This window comes from Alcaligenes sp. (genome assembly GCF_050255915.1).
Lineage (GTDB): Bacteria > Pseudomonadota > Gammaproteobacteria > Burkholderiales > Burkholderiaceae_B > Alcaligenes > Alcaligenes aquatilis.
Genome location: NZ_JBFWIQ010000003.1, coordinates 1 through 19,183, shown reverse-complemented (window position 1 = coordinate 19,183; position 19,183 = coordinate 1). Strand labels below are relative to the sequence as shown.

At 56.4% G+C, this 19,183-nt stretch carries 10 protein-coding genes; 3 read left to right on the top strand and 7 right to left on the bottom strand.

The window, feature by feature from the left end; all coding sequences use genetic code 11:
- The first annotated feature begins 8 nt into the window (after nt 1-8).
- Nucleotides 9-1,529 (top strand): CoA-acylating methylmalonate-semialdehyde dehydrogenase, encoded by a 1,521-nt coding sequence (locus AB7E06_RS04165; protein ID WP_376913100.1) that lies wholly within the window; start codon nt 9-11, stop codon nt 1,527-1,529.
- A gap of 184 nt (nt 1,530-1,713) precedes the next feature.
- On the opposite strand, the gene AB7E06_RS04160 is transcribed toward AB7E06_RS04165, so the two are convergent.
- The 5 genes from AB7E06_RS04160 to AB7E06_RS04140 all read right to left on the bottom strand — a co-directional run bounded on the left by AB7E06_RS04160 (nt 1,714) and on the right by AB7E06_RS04140 (nt 12,459).
- The gene (locus AB7E06_RS04160; RefSeq protein ID WP_094196971.1) at nt 1,714-3,009 is read right to left on the bottom strand and encodes an aspartate carbamoyltransferase; all 1,296 of its coding nucleotides are present in this window, start codon (nt 3,007-3,009) and stop codon (nt 1,714-1,716) included.
- A gap of 237 nt (nt 3,010-3,246) precedes the next feature.
- The gene (locus AB7E06_RS04155; protein WP_094196972.1) at nt 3,247-3,627 is read right to left on the bottom strand and encodes a hypothetical protein; all 381 of its coding nucleotides are present in this window, start codon (nt 3,625-3,627) and stop codon (nt 3,247-3,249) included.
- A 114-nt stretch (nt 3,628-3,741) separates the two neighbouring features.
- Nucleotides 3,742-4,329 carry a hypothetical protein gene (locus tag AB7E06_RS04150; protein ID WP_094196973.1) on the bottom strand — a complete coding sequence of 196 codons (588 nt, stop codon included), beginning with the start codon at nt 4,327-4,329 and terminating at the stop codon, nt 3,742-3,744.
- A 74-nt stretch (nt 4,330-4,403) separates the two neighbouring features.
- Entirely contained in the window at nt 4,404-6,566 is a 2,163-nt protein-coding gene (gene pbpC, locus AB7E06_RS04145) for a penicillin-binding protein 1C (protein ID WP_427955279.1), read from the bottom strand.
- Entirely contained in the window at nt 6,550-12,459 is a 5,910-nt protein-coding gene (locus AB7E06_RS04140) for an alpha-2-macroglobulin family protein (RefSeq protein WP_427955277.1), read from the bottom strand. The genes pbpC and AB7E06_RS04140 overlap by 17 nt, the downstream gene beginning before the upstream one ends.
- 345 nt (nt 12,460-12,804) lie before the next feature.
- On the opposite strand from AB7E06_RS04140, the gene AB7E06_RS04135 reads away from it, so the two are divergent.
- Complete coding sequence (locus tag AB7E06_RS04135) at nt 12,805-13,341, top strand: hypothetical protein (RefSeq protein ID WP_427955274.1); 537 nt, start codon at nt 12,805-12,807, stop codon at nt 13,339-13,341.
- 133 nt (nt 13,342-13,474) lie between these two features.
- Here the strand turns inward: AB7E06_RS04135 and AB7E06_RS04130 are convergent, their stop codons facing one another.
- A complete protein-coding gene (locus tag AB7E06_RS04130; RefSeq protein ID WP_427955271.1) occupies nt 13,475-14,623 on the bottom strand; it encodes an NAD(P)H-dependent flavin oxidoreductase in 1,149 nt (382 codons plus the stop codon).
- A gap of 122 nt (nt 14,624-14,745) precedes the next feature.
- Nucleotides 14,746-16,167: an oxygen-independent coproporphyrinogen III oxidase gene (gene hemN, locus AB7E06_RS04125; RefSeq protein ID WP_108727600.1), complete on the bottom strand. Its 1,422-nt coding sequence runs from the start codon at nt 16,165-16,167 to the stop codon at nt 14,746-14,748.
- Nucleotides 16,168-16,363: 196 nt separating this feature from the next.
- Here hemN and AB7E06_RS04120 point away from each other — a divergent pair.
- The coding region (locus AB7E06_RS04120; RefSeq protein ID WP_427955267.1) for a monovalent cation/H+ antiporter subunit A at nt 16,364-19,183 on the top strand (2,820 nt) is incomplete at its 3' end.

The following is a 19,183-nucleotide window of genomic DNA, read 5'->3' as shown; positions in this document are numbered from 1 at the left end:
GCATCACCATGACAGAGTTAAACACCCCCGAAATTGCTCACTACATCGGAGGTGGCCAGCAGGCTGGCGCCGGTACCCGTACTCAACCGGTATACAACCCGGCCACCGGCCAGGTTAGCGCCAAAGTCAGACTGGGTAGCCAGCAAGATATTGACGCTGCGGTGGCCAGTGCCCAGGCCGCTTTCCCCGCCTGGGCCGACACCCCACCACTTCGCCGCGCCCGTGTCCTGTTCAATTTTTTGGCCTTGCTCAACGAGAACAAGGAAAAGCTGGCCGCCATGATTACGGCCGAGCATGGCAAGGTTCTGTCCGATGCAATGGGCGAAGTCACTCGCGGCATTGAAATTGTGGAGTTTGCTTGCGGCATTCCTCAACTGCTCAAAGGCGATTTCACCGAACAGGTCAGCACCAATATCGACAACTGGACCATGCGCCAGCCCCTGGGGGTGGTCGCGGGTATCACCCCTTTCAACTTTCCGGTCATGGTGCCCATGTGGATGTTCCCTGTAGCGATTGCTGCGGGCAACACCTTTGTGCTCAAACCCAGCCCTATCGACCCCAGCCCCAGCCTGTTTATTGCCGAGCTGCTGAAGCAGGCTGGCCTGCCCGATGGTGTGTTCAACGTGGTGCAAGGCGATAAAGACGCGGTTGAGGCCCTGGTCAATCATCAGGACGTGCAAGCCGTATCCTTTGTGGGCTCCACCCCAATTGCCAACCGTATTTATGAAATGGGCGCCATCGGCGGCAAGCGCGTCCAGGCACTGGGTGGCGCCAAGAACCACCTGGTCGTCATGCCTGACGCCGACATCGACCTGACCGTGGACGCCCTGATCGGTGCCGCCTACGGTTCGGCAGGCGAGCGTTGCATGGCCATCTCGGTCGCTGTACTGGTGGGTGACTCTGCCGAGCGCATCTTGCCAGCGCTGGAAGAACGTACGCGCAGCCTGAAGATTCTGAACGGCACCAATGCGGCGGCAGAAATGGGTCCCATCGTGACTGCGCAAGCACGCGAGCGTATCAGCAGCTGCATCGACAAAGGTGTACAAGAAGGCGCCAAACTGCTGGTAGACGGTCGTAACTTTGACGGTGCCAAAGCCGGTGAAGGCTGCAAGGACGGCTTCTGGATGGGCGGCACATTATTCGATCACGTCACTCCCGACATGAGCGTCTATCAGGATGAAATCTTTGGCCCTGTGCTGTGCTGCGTACGCGTACCGGACCTGGCCAGTGCCATTGAGCTGATCAACAAGCACCAGTTCGGCAACGGTGTCGCTTGCTTTACCAGTGACGGGAACGTGGCCCGTGAATTTGGCCGCCGTATCCACGTGGGTATGGTCGGTATCAACGTCCCTATTCCTGTCCCTATGGCCTGGCACGGTTTTGGTGGCTGGAAAAAGAGCCTGTTTGGCGACATGCACGCCTACGGTGAAGAAGGCGTGCGCTTTTACACACGCCAGAAATCCATCATGCAACGCTGGCCTGAGAGCATCTCCAAGGGTGCAGAATTTGCCATGCCTACATCCAAATAAAAATGGATTTTCTGGGCTGAATTTTCGCCTGCAAGCGACGATTCAGCGTGGCATGTCACCGCTATCAATCTGCTCACCCAGCCGATTTTAAAAGCGCTGTGATAAAAGACAAAAACCGGGGCTCTGATTCAGAGCCCCGGTTTTTTTAATGCTGGCGCAGGATTAGCGCTAGCATCTACTCAACTTAGTACATGCCATGGAAAACCGCATCATCAGGACCGACGTGCGATGGCGGGTCCCAGGTCACATCACGCATGGAATGCTGCACCAGCGTCTCCACACCCAGCAGCACAGCAAAGATCGCCATACGTACGGGAATACCGTTGTCAGCCTGACGGAAGATAGCCAGGCGCGGGTCGTGGTTCAGGTCCACACTTAGATCATGGGCACCTTCGCGGCTATCGCGTGGCAGTGGGTGCATCACAATCACATCAGGGCCGCAGCAGCGGTCGATAATGGCTTTGTTAACCTGGAAGTCAGCCGTAAAGCTGCCATCCTGCCCTTCTTCAAAACGCTCTTTTTGCACTCGCGTGGCGTAAATCACATCCACGCCGGGCAGACCTTTTTCCAAGGAACTGGTCTGTTCAATGACATGCTTACCTTGCTTGGCAACCTGCTCCACAATGTGTTCAGGCATTTCCAGGCCGGGGGGCGAAATCAGGGTGAATTTCAGGCCACGGTACATGCCCAGCAGCTTGATCAGGGAGTGCACGGTACGGCCATATTTCAGATCCCCTACCAGAGCGATATGTGCGCCATCCAGCAACTTGCCCAGACGCGAAAACTCCGTACTGATGGTGTACAGATCCAGCAAGGCCTGGCTGGGGTGTTCGCCCGCACCATCACCACCGTTCACCACAGGAATATTGGTGGCACGTGCAAATTCCGCGACCGAGCCTTGCTCAGGGTGACGGATCACCATGGCATCCACATAGCCGCTCATGACGCGGCTGGTGTCGTAAATGGACTCGCCTTTGGCCATGGAGGAAAAGGTAAAGCCGGTGGTGTCACATACCGAACCACCCAGGCGGCAAAAGGCCGAGCCGAAGCTGACGCGAGTACGGGTGGAGGCTTCAAAAAACAGGTTACCCAGCACAGCACCTTCCAGCACGCGCGATACTTTTTGACGGCGGGCGATAGGCTGCATGATGTCGGCCAGGCTGCACAGCTCTTCCACGGTTTCACGGGTGAACTGATCTACGGACAAGAGCTGATGTTTGCCGCCGGTGGCAATGCGATCACGCAAGGGACCGGACTGTGCGCTTTGCGCATATTTGCTCAGCAATGCTTCGTTTTCCACGATTTCCGTGACAAAACGCTGCACCACTTCAGGCATGGCCCGCGACTCCAAAGAGCCTTCAGGCAGCAGCCAGGTATCCAATGCACGGCGCTTGACCCCAATACGTGCCGCAAAAACGTCACGAGTCAGGTTCAGGCGACGCATTGCATCACGCAAAAAAACTTGTTGGGAGACGGCCATATCAGCTCTCGCTTCTAAAACATACGCAATGCGTATATTTTAAGACTGCAATTGATCAAAAAGCGAGAAAGAATTGAACCCACTGCAGAAAATACAACGACAATCTACGCAGCCGCTCAGAGCCGCTACTCGCTACGCGCACGGAGCAAAGCAAGACAACAATTAGGGATGCTGCCGATACGGCGTGGTAGAAGGTGCGGCCTGATCATCATTGGGCGCCATGAGGCCCTTGTAATCTTACTGACCGGAGGTAAGCCACTCGCTATGCTGGTAGGCAAAATCAGCCAGGCCCAAGGTGCCCCAGACGCCGATCACAAAAAGCGCCAGGCTCAAGGCCAGAAAGAAGGCCGAACAGAAACCGGGAATCCAGGCCCAGCGACGCCCTGCTTTGGAGCTGTGCCACGCCAGGGTCCAATGGCTCCAGCACAAGGCCAGAAACGCCGAGACCAGCCCCATCAGAAAGACGAACAGGGGCAGACGTAAAAAAGCGGGGACAAAAACGGATCCGATCGCTCCAGTGCCCATCAACATGATGAATAAGAGCGCGGCCCCATGAAGGCTGATCAGAACCCGAAAAGAAAGGATATAAAAAGTAAAACTGCTGGGCGGGGTCACCATACCGACTTTCCTGTTTTTAACAAGAGGGGTGGGTGTGGACACCCACCGCATTTTTCAACAAGCCAGGCATGGATGAACCCAAGACCAGGGTGGCATTAAGGTCGTAAGCAGGGCTTACTTCTTGCCGTTGGTTTGTGTCGCTTCTTGACCGGCAATGGCACGCGCAGCAGCCAAGGCGTTAGCTTCAGTGCCCACCATGAAAATCAGGCGGCCATCTTTAACGGGCGAACCGTAAGCGGGAGCAGCCAACATCGTGTCACCCACGACCAACGCCAAGCGCTTTTTGGGGAACTGAGTGGTCACTTGCAGCAAACGTTGAGCCGCCTCTGGCGTTAAATCCAACGCCAACAAGCCTTCCTTGCTGTCGTTAGTACCGGCCTGTACGCCAACCAGATCCTGACGTACCACCACGGCACGCGGATTCACAAATAGAACACCATTGGGCTGGACATCGACGCGAGCCCAACCCGCTTGCTCCTGCGTGTCAGCCAGGAAAATCTGTACCGGTGCGGCTTGCTGCTGGGCACCTGCCTGTGCTTGAGGCTGCTGAGCGCCAGTTGCTGGCGTGGAGGGAGTTGTTTGCGTTGCGGTGCTGGAAGCACCAGCGGTATCGCTCGGTTTTTCTTGAACGGTCTGACAAGCGGCCAGTGCGACCAAGCCAACAGGAGCCAAAATTCGAGCGAGCGCGCGTAAAGTCATCATAATGAAGTTTCCCTCTCTCTTTACGAAGAATCAATAAGGATAGCAGTGTATCAGCCATGTAAAAGTGCAAGCGGTTAATCTTTGTTAAAGCTTGTCATTTGTGCACCTCTAATTTGTACGCTGACTTCATCCATTAAGCGACCGTGTTCCGTTTTCAATTCAATTCGCAGCGTTCCAGGCACCAGCGGAATTCGCAACTGTGCCCCCTTCCCCGCTTCTACTCCCTGCACCCACCACACCAAGGGCTCGGTAATCTGTCCTTGGGCCAGCAATCGCAGTTGCTGGTTTTGTGGTGGAATATCCGGATCCAGCGCGAAAATAGTGCCATTGACTGGCTCGCGAATACGGGCCGGGCCAGCATAGGCCTGTTCCACATCACTTAACATCACGCGATCAGTCTGCGTGCCTTCGACAAAAAATTCCTCACGGCTAGGTTCCATGGCAGGCAAAAACTCAATCTGCCGCCTCTGCACCTGAGCAGGCATAGCCGTTTGGCGGCCGGGGCGACGCTGCTGCAGGATCGAAATCACCTCGTGCCAGATCGGTGCCGCACCGCTAACGCCTGATACATCTTGCATACTTTGACCGGCACTATTTCCCACCCAAACACCGACGGTAAAGTGCTCTGTCCACCCCAGGGCCCAGTTATCACGCATATCTTTACTGGTTCCGGTTTTAACCGCACTCCAAAACGGTGTACTCAAGGCACTGTCCAAACCAAAGGTCAGCACCCGCGCCTGACGGTCCGACAATATGTCGCCCACAATCCAGCTAGCGCCTGCATCCATCACAGGATGAAAGGCAGCGCTTTGCTGGTCCATACGTGTTTGCACGGCTTGAGTCTGGCCTAAATTGGCCAGAGCACGGTAGGCATTGGTCAACTCCAACAAGCTGACATCCGCACTGCCCAAGGCCAAGCTATACCCATAGAAATCACCATCCTGGCGCAGATTCATGCCTAACGCACGCAAGCGATCCACCAGATTGGCAGGCCCCAGCATGGTCAACACCCGCACAGCGGGGATATTCAACGAAGAGGCCAGGGCATTGCGCGCACTGACCCAACCCACAAACTGCTTGTCATAGTTTTGCGGGATATACAGGCCATTACCGGTGGACAAATTCAGCGGGGAATCCTCCAGCAAAGACGCCGCTGTCAACAGTCGCTTTTCAATCGCCATCTCATACAGAAAAGGCTTGAGCGTAGAGCCGGCCTGCCGCAAAGCGCGAGCATGATCCACCTCGGCCGCCTCGGACAGGTCACCACTGGAACCGACGTAGGCCAGAACCTGCCCGCTGTGATTGTCCAGCACCACAACGGCAGCATCCTGCACACGCGCGGTACTGAGATCGAGCAAGTGTCGCCGCATACTGGCCTGCACCTGCATTTGCAATCGCGTGTCCAAGCTTGTGTGGACACTATCACCCGCTTTGATTTGCGGATTCTGATCCAAGACCCAACGGGCAAAATGCGGCGCCCGTTGAGCCTGCCCCAAGGGGGCTTGTCCGGCCCGGCGCAAAGCCACCGGCACCAGATTACTCAACGCTCGACATTGCTCGGCGCGCCCCATTTCCTGCAAGGTCAAACACGCCCGGCGTTCAACCGTCAAGGCCGAGGCATTCGGGCCGCGCAACAACACAGCGGCAATGGCCGACTCACGCACGTCCAATGCTGCGGCCTGCTTTTGAAACAGGGTGCGCGCCATCGCATCCACCCCGATCAGCTCACCCCGGAAAGCCACCTGATTCAGATAGGTTTCCAAAATTTCGGGTTTGCTCCAGGTATCTTCCAACGATTGGGCCGCCACCACCTGATCCAGCTTTTGCCAGACCGAGCGCCCACCACGACCACCAAGCAGATCCTGGTCCATCAGACCGGCTAGCTGCATGGTAATGGTCGAGGCACCGCGACTCCGTCCGGCAAACAGACCATCCCAGGCCGCAGAGCCGACGGATAACCAATCCACCCCACCATGAGACTCAAAACGGCGGTCCTCAGACATCAGGACCGCCATTTGCAAAGCCGGAGAAATTTGCTCCAGCGCGACCCAGTCGCCGCGTCGTTGATGAAAGTCCAGACGAACTCGTTGGATAAGCTGGCCCTGGCGATCCAGAACCTGTACATCGGAAGAGCGGTACGCTTGCCGAACGTCCTCGTAGCTGGGGGTAGCCTGCCCAGGACTGGCCCACAGGGCCAGTCCCAGCACCAGCAGTCCTGCTTTACTTGACGGGTGCATCCACAACTTCCAGAACTTGCTCGTTAGGCCAGACGGCAAATACATCAGGCTCGTACAGGGCCTCAGCACGACTGGCTGGCAACACAAACTGGCCCACAGTGTTCAAACGCACCGTATAGCTGACCTCGGTCGTGCCTTCTTCAAAGCGCTCGTAGTAAGCACGGTAACCATCAAAGCGACGCTCGACGAAGCTGGGCCACTGGCCGGATTGTTCTTCACCGGCTGTTGCCATGGCAGAGTCGCGACCCAGGCCACTGCCCAAGATCGTGGCTCCGGCAGGAACTGGATCAGACACAACGACCCAGCTTGCCTGACCTTGGGCCTTGACCTTGATCTTCACGCGCATGATGTCGCCACGACTCCACACGCCAGGCTTGGCCTGCTCCACAGCCTCAATATGACGCTCCAGGCTCAAGCCAGCAGAGATAGGTTTGGTCACAGGCACCGCCGCCAGGGAACGGACGTCGATCCAGGCCTTGCCTTCGCCCATTTGCTCAACGCTCAGGTTATCGACCTGATCACCCCGCCAAGGCACGTCAATCTTGGCGGAACGCACACCCTGGCCGTCAGGCTTGAGCATGTCCCAGTCCACCACTTGGGCCGTTTCCGAGCCCAGAATCACCATGGACTGGCCGCTAGGTTGCTGTTCATGATGACGGCTGAACTGCTCAATGGCCAAGCTACCCAGAAGGTTTTCAGTGGTCATGCGCCATGCACCCCGTTGCTGTTCTGCCAACAGACCTTGGGCCAGGCGAGGCATATCCTCGGTCCAGTCCGGCATCTGATTGGCCAGCAACATCAGGCGAGCCTGGTTGGTCACACGGCTGGTCATGGCCCATGGGCTGCCGTTAAGCGCATCCTCACCAAAGACCAGACGGGTACCACGACTGATCAGGCGTGCCTGAATCAGACCCATGGCTTCTTTACGCGTCTGCTCGGCTTTTTTGATGCCTGGCAAACGCTGAGTCAGATCAACCCAGGCCAGCAGAATTTCGGTTGGCCAGCTTTGCAGGTTCAGCTCCACCGAATCCAGCATATTGACGCGAGCGCGGTCGTACTTGGCCAACACAGCCGCAGCACGAATTACCTCGATATCGCGCTCTTGACGAGACACCGTTTGCATAGTCGGGATTCGACCATTGACCACGTTCTCCAGGCCCTGCAGCATCTCGTTGCGCAAGCCATCCGGAATGGAGAAGTTCAAGCCAATGGATTCGGCAATATAGCTGATATCCAGGATGTAGCTGGTCAGCACACGACTGCCCCAACCGTAGTTGCTTGGGAAGTAACGCAGCAAACCATTCTGGTCCATATACGAAGGCATGCGCTGCATCAGACCAGCCCAAGCCTGTTCGGAACGCAGGCCCATGAAGCGCGAGGCTTGCTGCTCAAAGCAACTGTAAGGATAGCGTTCAAACCAGGCACGCACCCCTTCCATACCGCCGCCCAAAGAAGAGCGGAACAGCATCTGCAGCCCTCCTTGAACCACCCCTTGCTCGTTCTTCAAGGCACCAGCCGGTGCCTGCACCGACATGTTCAGGGGGGCATCAATACCCACAGCAACCAGTGTTCCCTGCTGAACGGTGATGGGGGTGGCAGTAAAGACCTCCTGCTTAATTGTCAGGCTGTCTTTGGCTGCTTTGCCCGTGACACCGGACTGCTGAACTTCCTGTGCATCAACCGTCCACTCCATTTGGTGCGAATCGGCCGATCCACTGGACAGTGGAACCGACATAGGCCAAACAAGCACTTTGGCCGAGCCGGAAGCCAGCTCAACGGTTTGCTCAGGCAACTCTGCCGATGGCAAGCCTTTACCACGGTACTTCGCCTGCACTTTCACGGTCATGGCACGTGGGCTGCTATTACGCAGCGTCACCTGGGCCTGATAGTCATCGCCTTCACGGGCAATGGCAGGCAAACCGGAAATGATTTGCAGGTCTTGCGTGGTGACGATCTGGGCCGAACCGCTACCAAAGCGATCACCCGCCAGATCAGCCACAGCCACGATGCGGTACTGGGTCAGGGAGTCTTTCAGCGGGACAGTCACCGTTGCGCGACCCTGTGCGTCCAGCTCCACATTACCGTTCCACAGCAGCAAGGTATCCAGCAGCTCGCGAGTGGGGCTTTTGCCACCGCCACCACCGGCCGCTACGGCCTTGCGACCATAATGACGACGCCCCACGATTTCAGACTGCGCCGTGGCGGTCTGCACGTTGTAGCCACGCAAGGCGCGCATGGCGTTAAGCAAGTTCCAGCTATTGTTCGGGCTCAGCTCCAGCAGGGCCTGATCCACCGCGGCCAAGGCCACAGACGCACCGGCTGCCGGTGTGCCATCGGACTTCAGAACCTGAATATCAACTTTGGCCTGTTCGCGAATCGCGTACTGACTGCGGTCTGTCGTCACTTTCACATCCAGCGCATCTTGCTGGCTGCCGACTTCAATGCTGGCCAAACCAAAACGATAGCTAGGCTTGGACAAGTCCACGGTGGTCGTCGGGGCCACAAATTCGCCACCGCCTTCCGAGTAGGCCTTGTACCAGTTCAAAGGCTGACTCCAACCCCAGCTAAAGAAGGAGTACCAAGGCACTTCACGCAGTCGGCCACGCAGCACCAGCACAGACACATAGACGTTCGGCCCCCACTCAGGCTTGATCTCTACACTGACGTTCGGGCTATCGCCCTCCAACTGAACCACTTGAGCCTGCAAGACTCCTTCACGCTCCACTGACACCAGGGCCGTGGCTTCGCGAAAAGGCATGCGCACCTGAAACTCGGCTGTCTCGCCAGGAGCCCAGGTCTTTTTCGCAGGAATCACGTCGATACGGTCATCGTTCTGACCACCAAACCACATATCGCCCGAACCGCTGACCCAAACACTGCTGGCGGAGACCGACTCACGGCCTTCGCCATCACGCGCAATCGCACGCAGCTCGACCTGACCGCCCTTGTCCAGTTTCACATCACACTGCACCAGGCCTTGATCGTCACTGCGGCCCTCGCAGATCGTGCCCAGGTCTTCGCGCTGCTCCTGATTGTCGTAGCTGTAGAAGCCACCCACCATGCGCTTGCGAATCGAGAAGCGCTGCACATTGGCAGCTTCAATCCGCACGGGCACGTTTTTCAGAGGCTTGCCGTCAGGGCTCACCGCAATGGCCGAGAGCTTGGTGGACGAACCGGCGGCCAACCAGCTACCCGCACGCAGACCAGCCACTACATCGGCAGGCCATACAGACACCGTTTGGGTCAGGGTCTGAATTTCACCGTTAGGATCGGCAAAGGTCGCTTCCACCAGAAATTCGGAAGGTCGATCCACCACAGGCAGATCATCCAGCTTGGCACGCAAACCTCCTTGAGCATCCAACTGGAAGCGCTGCTTGTTCAGAAAAACGCGCGCGTTCGAGGCGTCAGATTGTTCAACCGTCTGGGGAGGAGCAAAGCTATAGTCGTCATACGCGCTAAATGAAGGCGACTGGGTACGCACCACCGCCGACAACTGCACTGGTAAGAAGTCCGCAGGACCACCTGACAGATAGTGCAGTTGCAAATCCGCCTGCATCTGTTTGGGGCTAACCAGATAAGGACGATCCTGGCCATCACCCAACTTGATGCTGCCGCCCAAAACAGGCAACTTGAACTGTTCAACGCGGAACTCGCCAAAATTGAAGTACTGGTTTTCACCTTCGGTACGCAAACGGTAAACACCCAGCTCGGCATCCTTGGGGATCTTCCAGTCATTCAAAGCAAATACACTGCCAGCGGCGGTCTTTTGCCACTTCAAAGGCAACTCAATTCGCTTGCCGCTGCCATCGTGCTCGACAATCATCGCCTCGGGATAACGATCGGGAGCCTTGAAACCGTCACGTACGCGTTCGCGCACGTAGTGCTTCATGTGCACCACTTCACCAGCACGAAACAGGCTGCGATCCATGACGGTGTGGGCCACAGGGTCGTCGCGACCGCCCCAGTTGTAGGGGACATTAAAGCGCCAGGGCTCGATACCCGAATTCCACTCGCTCAAGGCGAAGCTGAAATCAGCTTTACCGCGTGCCATGGGGTTGTTTTTGTCGATGCGCGCTGTCACAAACAAGCCGGAAAGACCTGTTTCCTGGCAGTAGTCGGCGCTGCCCACTGACTGCGGATGGTGGAACATCCCGTCTTTGTCCGTCTCGCCCTGCACCAGTTCCTCGCCACGGCAGTTCATGACACGGATCTTGGCGCCCGGCACCACCTTGGCATCATCCAAGGTGGTCACCCAAACCAGCAAGTCGTCCCCCCCTTTCTTGATGTGTACACCCAGATTAGTCACCAGCACAGAGCTGCGCACGTACATGGTGCCTGCCGATTCCAGCAAAGACGCGCCCAAACGTGGGGAAGCGACTTCCAGCACATGAAAACCTGGCTCTTTGAGCGGCACACCAATTAGCTCAAAAGGACGTTCATCTTTTTGATCCATGCCAGGCAGGTCCAGCTTCTTGACCTCTTTGCCGACCAGCAAAGGCTGAGCACGTAGGTCCAGTTGACCGTACTGATCAATCGGAGCGGTAATATGGAAATCGCCACCCATAATGTCACGCAGTCGTTCCGCACTGACCCTCCAGGAATAATCCAGCTGACGCAGACGGGAATACCAGGCCAGGACCTCTCTATCATCCTTTACGGCCAAGGCCCCCACCTGACCGGCCGACACCAGCATTTGCTCAGTCGTGAGATCCGGCTCGACATTACGCAGGCTCAAGCCAATGGCCGGGGGATCAGAATCATCCGAACCCTCGCGATCGGCATGGCCGAAACGCTCCACAATCCCAAAAGGCTCCACGGCAAACTTCACCAGCGGCGGATACGTTGTGGTGCTCATCCCATTACTCAGAACCTGCGGGTTCTTAAGACTGCGGCCAGCGTCGTCAGTCAGGCCGTCCGGAATTTTGACCGTCAGCTTAGCGTTTTCAGGGAAAGGGCCCTGGAAACGCAGGTATTGGCTGGGGCCACGATCCTGCCATGCCTCATCACTATCAGACACAGGCTCCCAAACTTGTTGGCCCGCTTCCAAACGGATCTGGCTCAAGTACTCGTACGCGACGGGCGCGGAGAACTGAACACCGAAGCTGCCAACTGGCGTGCAAGGTGCTTCGGCGCGCTCTCGCATGCAAGAGAGCGAGGCCGTAAATTCAGGACGCACATTGAAATCGTAGGTGTAACGATCCGTATTAGGGACACCCTTGCGATTTTCGATCTGGGTCATGATGCCCGGCTCCAGCACCACCGACACGGCGGCATCGGCTGGTAAGGGCCGCGCACACTGCACGGCTTGGTAACGCTCGTCTACCTCATCCACATAGAACTCAGAGCGAACCATCGCATCTCGCTGGGCACCTTCAACCGCTTTCAGGCCAATGCGCTCGCCAATACCCTCTACCCGGCAATAGCCGTTCTTGATTAAAGAGCCGGTATTAACAGGCGCATTGAAACTGAATAGAAAAACCTGGTCTTCATCAATAATGTTGTAATACGGGCGGTTGCTTTCCAAAATGGCACCGCCAGAATTAAAACGATACTGAGCCGGCCCGCTGATCGCTTCATTGTTGATGCTGCGAAAGCTTTTGGACACGACCGCCGTACAACTCAACCCTGGCCCTGGGCGCTCGTCAAACTCATAAATCCAACGACGGGAATCGAGCCAGCGGCCCTGGCCAACCACAGCGGGATCATCACACTGCACCAGCACGGGCGCAGGTAATTGCGAATCCCCAAAATGGACAGCGGGTTTGGCAAAAGTAACTTTGACGTCCCTTAAATCTGATGTCGCCCCCTGAGGCGAAAAACTGCTTATCGTAATGGCTTGAGCGCTACTGACGCTCAGCAAGAACACCAAACCCAGCAAAGACTGGCGATGCATCGTTCTTCCCCTATGGAATATGCTATTTTCGGCGCCAGTTTAATGGAAATCAGCGCCTCTGAGCATGAATGAGAGACCTCAAAAGGACATAAAGAACACCACCAAGTGCAACAAAAAAAGACACGCTGATTTAAAAGCCTGCAATCTCACTTAAGGCAAACTCTGATGGCATTTGAAAGTAAAAATTTCATATGCGACCAATACCCCGCTTTTTTTCCTAAAACAGGCGATATCAACTACGATTAGAAGCACAATTTCGCCACCCCTTACTGGAAACCCGGCCTACCCGCCCCATATGTGTTAAGGCTTGCACAGATCCCTCCGCCTTGATTTCAGGACAGACACATGAGCTCGATGACACTGCAGGAACTGGATAAAACCCGCGAAGAATGTCGCCAATTAATCAGTCGACGCGCCCTGCTATCAGCGGCTGCTGCCGTGGTCCCCATCCCCGGTGTGGATGTGGGCGCAGATGTGGCTATTTTGATGAAGGTCATTCCCATCATCAATGCCCGCTTTGGGCTGACCGCCAACGATGTGGACGCCCTAAGCCCGGAGCTTAAAAAACTGGTAGTCGTCGGTGGAACCAGCATGGGGCTGGGCATGGTGGGACGGGTTCTGACAACGGACCGTGTCATCAATATTCTGGTGCGCCTGGGGGCCAAAAAACTGGCCGGCAAATACGGCGCCAAATATGTCCCCTTGATTGGTAGTGCCATCTCGGCATCCATCAGCTTTGTCGTGCTGCGTAAAGTGGGCAACCAGCATATTGAAGAATGCTATGAAATTGCGCGACGCCTGGCGCTGGAAACGCAACGACATGAAGCGGTACATACGATCGATGGCGGTGAGCAAGGCCTGATACGTGAAATCAAGGGCTAAAACCCTGTCGATGCTTTGGCTCTTGTCAAGATCGCTCTTTGAATAGCTCAGATAAGCTGGACGCAGTGAGCAAGCTGACGAAGTGTGACAAAGCGACGGGTCATTAACCCGCCCCCTCGTCATACTGCTCATTTTAGCCAGCAGGAACCACCCCAGGCGTTTTACTACGGCCATTCAACATATAGTCCATCAGCTCGCGCACCGACTTCATCGCCTTGCCAAAAGGCAGGGCTTCGGAGCTGCGAAAGAACAGACCACGCTCCACATCCCCTTTCAAGGCGTAGGCTAGCTGACGGTCAATGCAAAACTGACCATGACGCTGCACACCATCGCGCAAACCACAATGGGCCAGGCAATCAAAGCCTTCCGTGCAAGCACGCTCACGCGCCACCGATTGCAGTTTTTGCTCTTTGTGCAAATAGGCATCCAGCCAAGGCGTACGAACCGCGCGAGCGGGCAAGCCGGCCACACTCATGAATGTCACGATGTCCTTGGGCTCCGCATCCAGCAAGACGCGCTTGAAGTTCTCATGCGCATCACCTTCTTCAGTGACCGCAAACGCTGTCCCCATTTGCACACCGTCTGCACCCCAATCCATTAATTGACGTAGTTGTTCAGGGCGGTGAATCCCGCCTGCGGCGATCAAGGGAATACGCTCGGCCTCCAGGCCCAGCTCGCGGAACAAGGCTCGGCAGCCCTCCAGCACACGCTGGAACGCATATTCAGGTTTGTTCAAGGACTGATCGTCGGCGGCGCCCAGGTGACCTGCGGCATAACGGGGGTTTTCCAGAACGACGGCGTCTGGCAGACGCTTGCGACGCAGCCATTTCTTGACCAGCAGGGTGACGCCACGTACATCCGACAAGATAGGAATCAGGGCAACTTTGGGGTGATCCTGAACCAGTTCAGGCAAATCCAGGGGCAGGCCAGCGCCTACCACCACCGCGTCTGCGCCGCTCTCGCAGGACTGACGCACATATTCGGGATACTGCGAAACGGCCTTCATGATATTAACTGCAATCCCGCCCTTTCCCTCTGATCGCTCTCGAGCCCGATGAATTTCACGGTCCAGCGCCTGCAAATTAGCCGCATCGACTACGCCTTTTTCGACACCTCCCCCGGTGCTGTCCATGAGATCTTCGTGATGGCGTCGTAAATCCACGCTGGAGATCGTCCCCAGCCCTCCCAATGCGGCCACTGTACCCGCCAGCCGGGACGCCGAAATACCGACTCCCATGCCGCCTTGAACAATAGGCAAAAGCAGTTTTCCCTTCAGGGACATGAGACGTAAATCCGTCTTTAGCACGATGTTAATACCTTAGGTTGATGCAAGAACCTGCCGGCCACGTCGGGACCCGAAACAGGGCAATAGAATCGTGGCCGTCTGCAAAGACGGCCACTGTGTTAAATCAGGCGGGAATAGCGTGCACCGCTTTCCTGGCTCAAATATTTGTCGAACACCATGCTGTAGGCGCGCACAAACAGGCGACCTTTGGGCAACACCTGGATAGACTGGGAATCGACCGTCAGCAAGCCGGCTTGGGCATAGCTGTGGAGCTCTTGCAGCTCAGAAGAAAAATAGCTAGCAAAATCAATACCATAACGCGCTTCCAGACGCGCAATAGGCACAGGCATGCTGCACATCAAATGCATGATCACTTCCGCCCGCAGGCGATCGTCTTGCTGCATCACAATGCCGCGCTCGATCGGTAGACGCCCCTGATCTATATCGGCGTAGTAATTGCGCAGGCTGCGGGCATTTTGCACATGCATGGTCCCCACTTGACCGATAGACGACACACCGAAAGAGACCAGATCACAGGCTGCACGGGTGGTGTAACCCTGAAAGTTGCGGTGCAAGCTCCCGTCCAGACGGGCCAGATTCAGTTCATCGGTAGGCAGGGCAAAGTGATCCAGACCAATGTAAACATAGCCGGCGTCCAACAGACGCTGCGAAGACATCAGGAACAGTTGCAGACGCTGGTCGGCGTCAGGCAATTCTTCTTCGTTAATCAGGCGCTGAGCCTTAAAGCGCGTGGGCAAGTGCGCGTAGTTATAAAGAGCGATGCGATCTGGACGCAATTGCACCAGCGAGTCAATCGTGATGGCAAAGCTTTCTAGAGTCTGCAAAGGCAAACCGTAGATCAGATCCGTATTGATGGATTGAAAACCGGCCGCCCGGCTTTCTTCGATGGCGCGTTTGACCATCTCGAAGGGCTGAATACGATTAATCGCCTTTTGCACGTTGGGGTCAAAGTCTTGCACCCCAAAACTGGTACGGTTAAAGCCCAGAGCCGCCAGGTTCTGGAGAGTGCCTTGCGCCAAGGTACGTGGGTCGATTTCGATGCCCAACTCCGCATCGTCCGTAAACGCAAACTGCTCGTTAAGCTTGGCCATCAGACGAGCCAGTTGCTCGTTATCCAGGAACGTGGGCGAGCCGCCGCCCAAATGCAATTGTTCGGTGCGCCTGTCCGCATCCATGTATTGGGTAACCATGTCAATTTCGCGCAGCAGGTAATCCAGGTACTGCTCGCTCTTGCTACGGTCCTGCGTAATAATTTTATTGCAGGCACAAAAGTAGCAAAGCGACTGGCAAAACGGAATATGCAGGTACACCGACAAAGGGGGATTGCTGCTGCTCAAGGCCCGTCGCGATAGCTCGTGAATATAGGGCTGGGCGGGGAAGTCCTGAAAAAAACGGTCTGCGGTGGGATAGGAGGTATAACGTGGTCCAGAACGATCAAAGCGCCGGATCAGGGCTTCTGAGATTTCAATATCTTGCGCGGTCGGAGCACTGGTATCCGATGCTTCCAAAGTTTGCGGCATACAGGGGCCTCCTGAAAAAGACCGGTTTCTTCTAGTCAAGCATTTATTGTGAGAGAAAACCTCACGTATGCGCTTGACCTGCATCAAGCCCGCAAGAACTAAAAAAACGCTTTTTTTCTCGCAGTTGGACTGAAATTAGCCGCATATATCGTATTATTAAGCGCTAGCCGCCTAAATCACCGCCTGTTGGAGTCAGATGTATTTGCTCGTGATCCTAGCACTGCCGTTCATCGGTAGTTTGCTATCTTCCCTGATGCCCGCGAACTCTCGCAAACTCCAAGCATCTCTTGCAGGCGCTGTTGCCATTACCTGCACCCTACTGACTCTCTACGCCTATCCAGACATTGCTCGCGGAGAGGTGTTGGAGTCATCCCGTTCCTGGATTCCCGCTCATGGCTTGACCTTCAAGCTGCGCATGGACGGCTATGCCTGGCTGTTCAGTGTCATCATTACTGCCATGGGGGCCTTGATTGCCCTTTATGCGCATTATTACCTGTCAGCCCAAGATCCAGTCCGACGTTTCTTCTCCTTTCTACAAGCCTTTATGGGTTCGATGCTCGGCGTGGTGCTGTCGGGCAACCTGATCCAGTTGGTGGTGTTCTGGGAGCTGACGAGCATCTCCTCCTTCATGCTGATCGCCTACTGGTATCACCGCATGGATGCGCGCCGGGGTGCGCGTATGTCGCTGATCATCACCGGCACCGGGGGGTTCTGTTTACTGGCAGGTGTGCTCATGCTGGGCCAGGCCGCTGGCAGCTATGACCTGAGCGTGGTATTGGAGTCGGGCGAGCAGATTCGCAACCACCCTTGGTATACCGGGATGCTGATCCTGATTGCCTTGGGCGCGCTCACTAAAAGTGCCCAGTTCCCCTTTCATATCTGGCTACCCCATGCCATGGCCGCCCCCACTCCCGTGTCGGCGTATTTACACTCGGCCACCATGGTCAAGGCGGGCGTATTCCTGTTGGCACGCCTGTGGCCTGCACTGTCGGGCACGACAGAATGGGCTGTCATTATTGGTGGCGCCGGTCTGTGCTCTCTGACACTGGGAGCCTACGTAGCCATGTTCCAGCGCGATATGAAAGGCGTGCTGGCCTACTCCACCATTAGTCATCTGGGTCTGATTACCTTGCTGCTGGGGCTGAACAGCCCGCTTGCTCTGGTCGCGGCGCTGTTTCACATGATGAACCATGCCACCTTCAAGGCTTCCTTGTTCATGGCAGCCGGTATCGTGGACCACGAAACGGGAACCCGTAACCTGAATCGGCTATCCGGTCTGCGCCACGCCATGCCCTTGACAGCCACTCTGGCAACTGTCGCGGCAGCCGCCATGGCCGGCGTGCCCCTGTTGAACGGCTTTATCTCCAAAGAAATGTTCTTTGCCGAGACCATTCTGGCCGGTAACGGCAATATCTGGGAGTACGCCCTGCCCGTTGTGGCGGTCATCGCCGGGGCCTTTAGCGTGGCCTATTCCCTACGCTTTATCGCCCAGGTCTTCTTTGGTCCTGTCGCCACCGACTTGCCACGACAGCCGCATGAGCCGCCTCGCCGCATGTTGATCCCCAGTGCCATTTTGGTGCTGACCTGTTTGTTGGTCGGTATTATTCCTAGCCTGACGTTTGGCCCCTTCCTGCATACTGCGGCCAACGCCATTCTGGGCGCTGAAATGCCCCAATACAACCTGGCCGTCTGGCATGGTTTCAACCTGCCCTTGATCATGAGCCTGCTTGCCACCGGCATGGGCGTGATCTTCGTTCTGATCATCAACCGTTTCTACAAAAACCGCCAAGGCCGCACGCCTTTGCTGACCCGTGCCGATGGCAGGCGCTTCTTTGAGCTGGCCATGGAATATCTGGAAGTGGCCGCAAACTGGGCGGTAGGCAAACTGTACTCGCCACGCCTGCAACGTCAGATGCTGCTGATCATTGTGGCAACACTCTGCGTTGCCTCCCTGCCTCTGGCCCGTGGAAACTGGTTCAAATCCACCATTTCTACACCCATTGACCCATTCTTTGTCCTGATGTGGGCAGTGGGAATTGCCTGCGCGATTGGTGCTGCCCGTCAAGCTAAGTTCCACCGTCCGGCCTCCTTGTTGCTATCCGGAGGTGCCGGTCTGGTTACCAGCCTGACCTTTGCCTGGCTATCGGCCCCTGACCTGGCACTGACTCAATTGGCCGTAGAAGTAGTCACCGTGGTGCTGATTTTGCTGGGCCTGCGCTGGTTGCCACAACGGGTCAGTGATATACCCGGCAATCAGGACAAGAGTGCTCGCGCCCTGCTACGCCGTAGCCGCGATTTGATCATTGCCATTCTGGCCGGTTGCGGTATTGCTGTGCTGGCCTACGCCATGATGACGCGCCCTCACCCCAGCGGTATCTCCCCCTTCTTTGTCGAGAAAGCGCTGCCTCTGGGCGGCGGGGCCAACGTAGTGAACGTGATTCTGGTCGACTTCCGTGGCTTTGATACCTTTGGTGAAATCGTGGTGCTGGCTATTGTTGCCTTGACGGTCTTCGCCTTGCTGCGTCGTTTCCGCCCCCCCATTGAAGCCATTGCCCAGCCGCTGGCCCGTCGCCAGAACGTCAAGGACAGCCGCGAAGCTGTCTTTGTGGAGCCCGACCCCAAGACTGCCCTGCCCGAAGGCATCATGCAGATCCCTGCCGTCTTGCTGCGCTTGCTACTGCCTATCTCTACGCTGATCGCCTTGTACTTCCTGCTGCGCGGGCACAACCTGCCTGGTGGTGGTTTCGTGGGAGGCCTGATCATGGCAACCGGCATTATCTTGCAGTACATGGTCAGCGGCGTGGTGTGGATGGAATCCCGCCCACTGATTCAACCTCAAACCTGGATTGGCTTGGGTCTGTTGACCGCCGGTGTGGCCGCCATGCTGGTCTGGGCCTTTAACAAGCCCTTTCTATCGGCCCAAAGCTGGGATCTGCACCTGCCCCTGGTTGGCAATGTGCATACTTCCAGCGCACTGATTTTTGACATCGGCGTGTTCATGCTGGTGATTGGCTCC